Origin of the sequence: Streptomyces sp. NPDC086777 (assembly GCF_040702065.1) — a bacterium.
In the GTDB taxonomy this organism is placed as follows: Bacteria; Actinomycetota; Actinomycetes; order Streptomycetales; family Streptomycetaceae; genus Streptomyces.
Map to the genome: position 1 here is coordinate 188,888 of NZ_JBFBJI010000018.1, position 10,732 is coordinate 199,619.

Annotated in this window: 4 protein-coding genes, 1 tRNA gene and 1 rRNA gene; 1 reads left to right on the plus strand and 5 read right to left on the minus strand. The window is 69.4% G+C overall.

What is annotated here, in order from left to right; all coding sequences use genetic code 11:
* Positions 1-88: 88 nt before the first annotated feature.
* Together AB0472_RS25395 and AB0472_RS25400 are read right to left on the minus strand one after the other, a co-directional pair.
* On the minus strand, positions 89-769 hold the full coding sequence (locus AB0472_RS25395; RefSeq protein ID WP_366359258.1) for a response regulator: 681 nt from the start codon (positions 767-769) through the stop codon (positions 89-91).
* A 274-nt stretch (positions 770-1,043) separates the two neighbouring features.
* Complete coding sequence (locus AB0472_RS25400; protein WP_366359260.1) at positions 1,044-6,500, minus strand: HAMP domain-containing protein; 5,457 nt, start codon at positions 6,498-6,500, stop codon at positions 1,044-1,046.
* Between the two features lie 398 nt (positions 6,501-6,898).
* On the opposite strand from AB0472_RS25400, the gene AB0472_RS25405 reads away from it, so the two are divergent.
* Positions 6,899-9,652: a SpoIIE family protein phosphatase gene (locus tag AB0472_RS25405; protein WP_366359262.1), complete on the plus strand. Its 2,754-nt coding sequence runs from the start codon at positions 6,899-6,901 to the stop codon at positions 9,650-9,652.
* A gap of 62 nt (positions 9,653-9,714) precedes the next feature.
* Here AB0472_RS25405 and AB0472_RS25410 read toward each other — a convergent pair.
* From AB0472_RS25410 to rrf, 3 genes are all read right to left on the minus strand, one after another.
* A tRNA-Thr gene (locus AB0472_RS25410) sits at positions 9,715-9,787 on the minus strand.
* A gap of 76 nt (positions 9,788-9,863) precedes the next feature.
* Positions 9,864-10,526, minus strand: coding sequence for a DegT/DnrJ/EryC1/StrS family aminotransferase (locus AB0472_RS25415; protein ID WP_366359271.1), 663 nt, complete (start codon positions 10,524-10,526; stop codon positions 9,864-9,866).
* Between the two features lie 113 nt (positions 10,527-10,639).
* Positions 10,640-10,732 (minus strand): 5S ribosomal RNA (gene rrf / locus AB0472_RS25420); the annotation flags it as partial.

Sequence of the window (10,732 nt, forward strand, 5' to 3'; positions counted from 1 at the left end):
GTGTGCCCACTGCTTCACCCGTTCGTGTCGCCCTTCGCGGGGCCCGGAACTGACGCACGCTCATGGGCAACTGCGTCCGCGACCGCGGTCAGTTCTGCGCGGGGAGCGGCGGCGTGGCGCCGCCGGTACCCGGTTCGAGAGCGTCGAGCGCCCGGCGCAGGCCCGTGAGTTTGCGCTCCAGGTGGGCCGCCGTGGCCACCGCGGCCGCGTCCGCGGACTCGTCGTCCAGTTGCTTGGACAGCGCCTCCGCCTGCTCCTCGACGGCCGCGAGGCGGGCGGAGAGCTCGGCGAGCAGCCCCGCGGACTCCTTGCCGGCGACCGCGCCCTTGCCGCCGCCCTCCAACTGGAGCCGCAGCAGCGCCGCCTGCTCGCGCAGCTGGCAGTTCTTCATGTACAGCTCGACGAACACCGAGACCTTGGCGCGCAGCACCCACGGGTCGAACGGCTTGGAGATGTAGTCCACCGCGCCCGCGGCGTAGCCCCGGAAGGTGTGGTGCGGGCCGTGGTTGATGGCCGTCAGGAAGATGATCGGGATGTCCCGGGTCCGCTCCCGCCGCTTGATGTGCGCCGCGGTCTCGAAACCGTCCATGCCCGGCATCTGGACGTCCAGCAGAATCACCGCGAAGTCGTCCGTGAGCAGTGCCTTGAGCGCTTCCTCCCCGGACGATGCCCGCACCAGTGTCTGATCGAGCGCAGAGAGGATGGCCTCCAGCGCCAGCAGATTCTCCGGCCGGTCATCGACCAGGAGGATCTTGGCCTTCTGCACCATGGCCCGCCCTCCTCGCCCCGGATGTGCACCGGGCGCCGCCCCAGGGGACGACTCCCTTTCGCCGCCCGTCCTTGTGCCGGTCATGGTAGCCGCACCCCGCCTGTCGCCACACCCTGTCACCGCGATGTCACTGTGCACGTAGCAGAAACGCAGCCGGAGACCAGAAGGTTCCCCCAATCCCGCACTTCTACACGGGTTCCACCACCCTGCGTCAGCAACTCCCCGTGCACACGGAACGTTCCCACAACGTTCACATCACACCTGACCGTTCCGGTCACTCCTCGCGCATCCACTGCTCCATCACCGCCAGCAGGTGATCGGGATCGACCGGCTTGGTGACGTAGTCGGAGGCGCCCGACTCGATGGCCTTCTCCCGGTCGCCCTTCATCGCCTTCGCGGTGAGCGCGATGATCGGCAGCCCGGCGAACTGCGGCATCCGGCGGATCGCATGGGTCGTCGCATAGCCGTCCATCTCCGGCATCATGATGTCCATCAGGACGACCGCGACATCGTCGTGCTGCTCCAGGACCTCGATGCCCTCCCGGCCGTTCTCGGCGTACAGCACCGACAGACCGTGCTGCTCCAGCACGCTGGTGAGCGCGAAGACGTTACGGATGTCGTCGTCGACGATCAGCACCTTCTCCCCGCCGAACCGCATGCCCCGGCGCGGCTGCGGGGACATCGTCTCCTGCTCGGCGAGCACCGGCCACGCCTCGGCCACCGGAGCCCCCCGGCGACGGCGCCGGAAGAGCGCCGCGGCGCCGTTCTGGGTCTCCTGGTACGACTTCACCTCGGCCGGCGTCTCGATCTCCACGCCGGACAACTCCAGCGCGCGGCTCTGCGAGGCGACCAGGTCCCCGGCCTCCAGCTGGGGCACGGACTGCTGGTAGCCCTGCGGCGGCAGCTCGCTGGGGTGCAGCGGCAGGTACAGCGTGAACGTGGAGCCGCGGCCCGGCTCGCTCTGTGCGTAGATCTCACCGCCCAGCAGCTGCGCGATCTCCCGCGAGATCGAGAGACCGAGGCCCGTGCCGCCGTACTTGCGGCTGGTCGTGCCGTCGGCCTGCTTGAACGCCTCGAAGATCACCCGCATCTTGCTGGCCGCGATCCCGATCCCGGTGTCGGTCACCGAGAACGCGATCAGCGGCGCGTCCGGATCGCTCAGCGAGCCGGCCTCCAGGAGCTGTTCCCTGATGCCGACCGGGACATCGCCGCTCGCCGGCCGGATCACCAGCTCCACCGAGCCGGAGTCGGTGAACTTCACCGCGTTGGAGAGCAGGTTGCGCAGCACCTGGAGCAGCCGCTGTTCGTCGGTGTGCAGGGTGGCGGGCAGCTCCGGCGAGACCCGCACCGACAGGTCCAGGCCCTTCTCCGCGGTCAGCGGCCGGAAGGTGGCCTCCACGTAGTCCACGAGCTGGACGAGCGCGATACGCGTCGGGGAGACGTCCATCTTGCCCGCCTCGACCTTCGACAGGTCCAGGATGTCGTTGATCAGCTGGAGCAGGTCGGAACCGGCGCCGTGGATGGTCTCGGCGAACTCCACCTGCTTGGGCGACAGGTTGCCCTCGGCGTTGTCGGCGAGCAGCTTGGCCAGGATGAGCAGCGAGTTGAGCGGGGTGCGCAGCTCGTGCGACATGTTGGCGAGGAACTCGCTCTTGTAGCGCATGGAGACGGCGAGTTGCTCGGCACGCTCCTCCAGGACCTGCCGGGCCTCCTCGATCTCGGTGTTCTTCACCTCGATGTCCCGGTTCTGCTGGGCCAGCAGCTCCGCCTTCTCCTCCAGTTCGGCGTTGGACGCCTGGAGGGCCTTCTGCCGGTTCTCCAGCTCGGCCGACCGCTCCTGGAGCTGCTCGGTCAGCTCCTGCGACTGCTTCAGCAGCACCTCGGTCTTGGTGTTCACGGAGATGGTGTTGACGCTGGTCGCGATCATCTCGGCGATCTGGTTGAGGAAGTCCTTCTGGATCTGCGTGAACGGCGTGAACGACGCCAGCTCGATCACGCCGAGCACCTTGCCCTCGAACAGCACCGGAAGCACGATCACCTGCGCCGGCGGCGCCTCGCCGAGCCCGGAGGAGATCTTCAGGTACCCGGTGGGCGCCTTCTCCACCAGGATCGTCCGCTTCTCCTGCGCGGCCGTCCCGATCAGCGCCTCACCCGGCCGGAACGACGTCGGCATGGAACCCATCGAGTAGCCGTACGACCCCAGCATGCGCAGTTCGTAGGCGTCCTCGTTCTCGGCGCTCGTGTCCTTGCCGTCGACCAGCGGCATCGCCAGGAAGAACGCGCCGTGCTGCGCGGTCACCACCGGCGTCAGCTCGCTCATGATCAGGGAGGCCACGTCCACCAGGTCGCGGCGGCCCTGCATGAGCGCGGAGATCCGGGCCAGGTTGCCCTTGAGCCAGTCCTGCTCCTGGTTGGCCACCGTGGTGTCACGCAGGTTGGCGATCATCTTGTTGATGTAGTCCTGGAGTTCCTGGATCTCGCCGGACGCGTCCACGTCGATCTTCAGGTTCAGGTCGCCACGGGTCACCGCGGTCGCCACGCGCGCGATGGCACGCACCTGCCGGGTCAGGTTCCCGGCCATCTCGTTCACCGACTCGGTGAGGTCCCGCCAGGTGCCGTCCACGTCACGCACGCGTGCCTGCCCGCCGAGCGCCCCCTCGGTGCCCACCTCGCGGGCCACCCTGGTGACCTCCTCGGCGAAGCTCGACAGCTGGTCGACCATCGTGTTGATCGTCGTCTTGAGTTCGAGGATCTCGCCGCGCGCGTCGATGTCGATCTTCTTGGTCAGGTCGCCCTTCGCGATGGCCGTGGTCACCATCGCGATGTTGCGGACCTGGCCGGTGAGGTTGGACGCCATCTGGTTCACCGACTCGGTGAGGTCCTTCCACGTCCCCGCCACACCCGGCACATGCGCCTGACCGCCCAGGATGCCGTCCGTACCCACCTCACGGGCCACCTTCGTGACCTGGTCGGCGAACGAACTCAGCGTCTTCACCATCTGGTTGATGGTGTCGGCGAGCTGGGCCACCTCGCCGCTCGCCTCGATGGTGACCTGCCGGGTCAGGTCGCCGTTGGCGACCGCCGCCGACACCTGGGAGATGTTCCGCACCTGCATGGTCAGGTTGTTGGCCATCTGGTTCACGTTGTTGCTGAGGTCCTTCCAGATGCCCGTGACACCCGGAACCCGCGCCTGGCCGCCCAGGATGCCCTCGGTGCCCACCTCACGGGCCACCCGGGTCACCTGCTCGGCGAAGCTGGACAGCTGGTCGACCATCGTGTTGACCGTCGTGACGAGCTCGAGGATCTCGCCCTTCGCGTCAACGGTGATCTTCTTCGACAGGTCGCCCTTGGCGACCGCCGTCGTGACCTCGGCGATGTTGCGCACCTGGATGGTCAGGTTGTTCGCCATGAAGTTCACGGACTGGGTGAGGTCCTTCCAGGTGCCCGCCACCCCCTGCACCTCGGCCTGGCCGCCGAGGATGCCCTCGGTGCCCACCTCGCGCGCCACGCGCGTGACCTCCTGGGCGAACGACGACAGCTGGTCGACCATCGTGTTCAGGGTGTTCTTCAGCTCCTGGATCTCACCGCGCGCGTCCACGGTGATCTTCTGGGAGAGGTCACCGCGGGCGACCGCGGTGGCGACCTGGGCGATGTTGCGGACCTGGGCCGTCAGGTTGCCGGCCATGCCGTTCACGGAGTCCGTCAGGTCCCGCCACACACCGGCCACGCCCGGCACCTGCGCCTGGCCGCCCAGCCGTCCCTCCGTACCGACCTCGCGCGCCACCTTGGTGACCTGGTCGGCGAAGGCGGACAGCTGGTCGACCATCGTGTTGATGGTGTTCTTCAGTTCGAGGATCTCGCCCCGCGCGTCGACGTCGATCTTCTGGGACAGGTCGCCCCGCGCCACCGCCGTCGTCACCTGGGCGATCTGCCGCACCTGGGAGGTCAGGTTGCCGGCCATGAAGTTGACGGAGTCCGTCAGCTCCTTCCAGGTGCCCGAGACGCCGTCCACGCGCGCCTGGCCGCCGAGGCGGCCCTCGGTGCCCACGTCCCTGGCCATCCGCGTCACCTGGTCGGCGAAGCTGGAGAGCTGGTCCACCATCGTGTTCACGGTGTTCTTCAGCTTCAGCATCTCGCCGGACACGTCGACCGTGACCTTCTGCGACAGGTCGCCGTTGGCCACCGCCGTCGTCACCTGGGCGATGTTGCGGACCTGCCCCGTCAGGTTGCGGAACGCGGTGTTGACGGAGTCGGTCAGGTCCTTCCAGGTGCCGGCGGCTCCGGGCACCTGCGCCTGGCCGCCCAGCTCACCCTCGACCCCGATCTCCCGCGCCACCCGGGTGACCTCGGCACCGAACGACGACAGTTGATCAACCATGCCGTTGACGGTGTTCTTCAGCTCCAGCATCTCGCCGGCCACGTCGACCGTGACCTTCTGCGACAGGTCGCCGTTGGCCACCGCCGTCGTCACGGCGGCGATGTCGCGCACCTGGGTCGTCAGGTTCCGGAACACCGTGTTGACGGAATCCGTCAGGTCCTTCCAGGTGCCCGCCGCGCCGGGCACGTTCGCCTGCCCGCCGAGCCGCCCCTCGCCACCGACCTCGTTTGCCACGCGCGTGACCTCGTCCGCGAAGATCCGCAGCGTCTCGGTCATCTGGTTGATCGTCTCGGCGAGCTGCGCGACCTCACCGCGCGCCGGAACGGTGACCTTGCGTGACAGGTCACCGTTGGCGACCGCAGTGGTCACCTCCGAGATCCCGCGCACCTGCGCCGTCAGGTTGCCGGCCATGGTGTTGACGGAGTCGGTGAGCTCCTTCCACGTCCCCGCCACCCCCGGTACGTGCGCCTGACCGCCCAGGATGCCGTCCGTACCCACCTCACGGGCGACCCTGGTCACCTCGGAGGAGAACGCCGACAGCTGGTCCACCATCGTGTTGACGGTTTCCTTCAGCTCCAGCATCTCGCCGGCGACCTGGACCGTGACCTTCCGCGACAGGTCACCCTTGGCGACCGCCGTCGTCACCAGTGCGATGTCCCGCACCTGCGCCGTCAACCGGTACGCCATCGTGTTCACCGAGTCCGTGAGGTCACGCCACGAACCCGACATGCCACGCACGCGTGCCTGACCGCCCAGCTTGCCCTCGGTGCCCACCTCACTGGCCACCCGCGTGACCTCGTCGGTGAACGTCGACAACTGGTCGACCAGGTTGTTGACGGTCCGGCCGACCTTCAGGAACTCACCGCGCAGCGGATGCCCCGCCCCGTCCGCCGACGGCGACCGCAACTCCATGCGCGGCGACAGGTCCCCCTCGGCCACCGCCGTCAGGACCCGGCCCACCTCGGAGACCGGCCGCACCAGGTCGTCGACGAGCGCGTTGGAGTTGTCGACGGCGGCCGCCCAGGAGCCCTCGCAGGCGCCGGTCTCCAGCCGCTCCGTGAGCTTTCCCTCACGTCCGACGACACGCCGTACCCGGGACAGCTCACCCGTGAGATGGAGATTGCGGTCCGCCACCTCGTTGAAGACCGCCGCGATCTCCGACATCACGCCGTCCCCGGACACCGTGAGCCGCTTGCGGAAGTTGCCCTCCCGCATCGCCACCAGCGCCACCAGCAACCGGTTCAGCGAAGCCGTGTCCACCGCGGTGGTCCCGTCACCGCCCCGCTGCCTGCTCAGAGACGGTCCGCCCTTCGCGCGCGCCTTAGTGCCCCGCGCCGCTGCGCCAGACTCCACTGTGTCCCTCCCGCAGGGGTCGACCGTTACTGCTGTGCTCGGACACCGCCATACCCGGCGTACCGCTTACTCCGGCGTACCAGTTACTGCTGCGTATTTCTGCCGGACGAGATCCGGCCACACCAGGGGCTGCTGCCCGCCCTGCACGCAACGCATTCGGGCTGACCGGACCTTCATCACAAGCTTGCCCAGTGTTTCACCCTCGCCGAACCAGGCCATAACAGTTCGGCAGCTTCGCACATCGTCCGCACACCCTGGGGGCGTAAACACTGGCGACCGGCATCCGCTCGGACGGCGAAGGTAAGTAACCTTGCATGCGGCTGTCCAGCCGCACCGGTCCGTCCGGCCTGGGCGGTGGCACGAGAACGAGCGGGCATTCGGAGGGGCGGCCGCAGACCATGACCACCGGAGTGATCCCCGGGGGACACAACCCGGAGCCACGGCCCACAGGCGAGCGCATGCCGCAGCAGCGGCACCAGCCCGGCCAGGCAACCCCGCATGTCGAGACACGGTCGAGGAGTTCTGTGATCACCGCGCGCGCGGCCGCCACCTTCGAGCCCGTCGGGCGATCGGTCGCGACCGCCCGGTCCTTCGTCCGCGACACGCTCCAGGGCTGGGGCTTCGCGGACGTCGTCGACGACGCCGTGGTCCTCACCAGCGAACTGGTGACCAACGCGGTCGTGCACGCGGGCACCCACGCCGACGTGCTGTGCCTGCGCACCGACGACGGGGTGCGCATCGAGGTCGCCGACCGCTACCCGGAACGCGAGGTCCCGCTCCAGGGCTCCGCCGTCAACATGGGCAGCCCCGACCGCGAGGGCGGCCGCGGACTCCAGCTCTGCGCGGCCCTCGCCGCCCGCTGGGGCGTCGAGTACACGCCCACGCACAAAAATGTCTGGTTCCAGCTGGATCTCCCGGAGCGTCCGGTAGGCACCCGCGCGGCCGGCCCGTCCCTCCCCGCCGACCTGCTGCCCCTCGCCGACGGACGGGTCCGGGTGGCGGTCGTCCAGATCGACCGCAAGGGCTCCATCTCCGCCTGGAACGAGGACGCCGAGGAGATCTTCGGCCACACCGCCGGCGAGGTCACCGGCAAGCCGCTCACCGACCTCGCCGCCTGGCCGCACACCCCCGGCACCGGCACCGGCATCGCCGAGGCACTCCAGCTCTCCCGCTGGGAGGGCAGCTACGGCATCCGCGGCGCCGACGGCCGCGTGACCCCCGTCTACGCCTCGCACCTGCGCGTCCGCGACACCGGCGGCGAACCCTCCACGGTCTGCCTGCTCGTACGCGACCACGAACGGGCCGTCCTCCAGACCCCGTTGCGCCTCCCCGCATCGGACGCCGGCGGCGCCTCCGACGGCCAGAGCAGCGACCCCTTCGAGGTGTTCATCGGCTCCCCCGCCCCGGACGACCTCGACGGCCTCCTCCAGCGCACCGTCGAACGCGCCCGCGACATGCTCGACGGCGACTCCGCGTTCCTGCTCCTCGCCACCGACGACGAGACCGAGTTGGAGGTCCGCGCCTCCACCGGCCTCCCCTCGGCCCGCCAGCGCTTCGCACGCGTGCCCGTGGAAGCCGGCCCCGGCCGCTACGGCTCGGCCCGCATGCCGGCCGTACACGACGACCTGGCGGCCGTTCCCGGCGCCGTCCCCCTACTCGCCGGCACCGGCATGCGCTCGGTCGTCACGGTCCCGCTGAAGGTAGAGGGCCGCCTCACCGGCTCCCTGGGCGTCGCCGCCGAGGCACCGGGCAGATACTCCAACGAGGAGGCGCTGCGCCTCCAGTTCGCCGCCGACCGCATCGCCCTGGCCGTCGAGTCGGCCCGACTCGGCGAACTGGAACGGCTGCGCCGCGGCTCGCTCAGCTTCCTCGTCGAGGCCTCCGACCTGCTCGCCGGCACCCTGGACCGCGACCAGACGCTGGCCCTGATGGCCCAGATGACGGTCCCCACCCTCGCCACCTGGTGCGCCGTCTACACCATCGCCGACCAGGCCTCCGACCCGTACCTGTCCTACGTCCTGCACGAGGACGAGGAACTCATCGACGGCATCAAGTCGTTGCTCGCCAAGGTACCCCCGCCGGACCCGGTACCCACGCCCGGCGCCCGCGTCTGGACCGCCCCCGGCGAGCACGCCCACCAGGCCGCACTGCGCAGCTCCATGCGCAGCCTCGGCCTGACCGGCGGCCCCACCCGCCAGGTCTCCTCCGGCATCGGCCCGACGCTCGCCACCGCCTCGGCGGTGGGCGGCGAGACGGTGGTCCTCCCCCTGGTCGCCCGCAACCGCGTCATCGGCATGCTCACCCTCGGCAAGCCCACCGACGAGCACTTCCGCCAGGAGATCCTGGAACTGGCCGAGGACCTCTCCCGCCGGGCCGCCCTGGCCCTGGACAACGCCCGCCTGTACTCGGAGCGCACGGCCATCAGCCAGGCCCTCCAGCGCAGCCTGCTGCCCCCGGGCACCCCGCACATCGAGGGCATGGAGGTCGAGGTCATCTACCGCGCCGCCGGCGAGGGCAACGAGGTCGGCGGCGACTTCTACGACGTCTTCCCCATCGCCGACAACGCGTACGGTTTCGCCATCGGCGACGTCTGCGGAACGGGCCCCAACGCGGCCGCGGTCACGGGCCTCGCCCGGCACGCGCTCCGCCTCCTGGCCCGCGAGGGCCTCAGCGGCCCCGCGGTCCTGGAACGCCTCAACTCGGCCATCCTGGACGAGGGAGCCCGCAGCCGCTTCCTCACCCTCCTGTACGGCGAGATGCGTCCCCAGGAGGACGGCAGCGCGGAGATGAAGGTCGTCTGCGCCGGTCATCCGCTCCCGCTGCGCCTGCGCCAGGACGGCACGGTCGAGGCCGCCGCCGAACCCCAGCCTCTCCTCGGCGTCATCGAGGACCTGGAGCTGTACGAGCAGACGGTCACCCTTGATCCGGGCGACGTTCTGCTCTGCGTCACCGACGGCGTGACGGAACGCCGGGAGGGTACGCGCATGCTCGGCGACGACGGCCTGGCGGACGTCCTGACCACCTGCACGGGCCTGACGGCCGGCGCGGTCGCCGCACGCATCATGCGCGCGGTGGAGCGTTTCGCGTCGGACGCTCCGTCCGACGACATGGCCATCCTCGCGATGCGGGTCCCCGGTCTCCAGAAGGACTGAGGAGACAGAGGAAAGAGGGCATGAAAAAGGCCCCGCCCTTACGGGCGGGGCCTTTTGACCGGAGCCCCCAAACGGAATCGAACCGTTGACCTTCTCCTTACCATGGAGACGCTCTGCCGACTGAGCTATGGGGGCCTGTCGCCTTTTCGAGGTTTCCCCCGCGGCAACGGAATAGATCATACCCCGAACGGGCCCGAGGTCCCAAACTCGTTCAGAAGGCGGGCTGAAGCAGTCCACCGAGGGCATTGCAGGCGGACACGATCCGCTGCATCTCCCGCTTCGTCAACGCGGCGTCCACGGGCAGCGCGAGGGTCTCGTCCGCGGCGACCTCCGTCTCCGGCAGCGCGACACAGCGCCGGAATTCCGGCAGCCGGTGCACCGGCGTCTTCACCGGGACCCTGCAGTCGACTCCCTTGCCCCGCAGGGCCCGAGCGAAAGCGTCCCGGTCGGGCCGGCCGTTCCCCGGCACCCGCACGACGTACTGCTGGTAGGTGTGCCCGTCGCCGCCGTCCGGCGTCCGCACCCCGCGCAGCTTCGCATCGAGATAGGAGGCCCGCTGCCGCCGCTGCGCGATCTCGTCGTACGGAGCCTCGGACTCGCCCTGCTCCAGCACCAGCAGCCCATGCCGCTGTCCCAGTTCACGCAACCCCCGGACGTCGGCCCACCGTCCGAACCGGTGGACGACAACCACCGCTGCGGAACGGGCGGTTACGGACGCTTCGACCGCCGTCACGTCGAGGCAGTAGGTCAGCGGATCTATGTCGGCGAACACCGGAAGCGCACCGGCCAGTGTCACGGCCTCGGCGACCTCGGCGTTCCCGAAGGCCGGCACGATGACCTCGTCGCCGACTCCGACACCGGCGGCCCTGAGCATTGCAGCAGTACCCATGCTGGGATGCTCGGCGGGGAACGTGAACGACACGTTACGCAAACAAAAAAAGGGTTGGACCCGGAACCGAAGTTCCAGATCCAACCCTTTCAATATTTGTTCGGCGGTGTCCTACTCTCCCACAGGGTCCCCCCTGCAGTACCATCGGCGCTGTGAGGCTTAGCTTCCGGGTTCGGAATGTAACCGGGCGT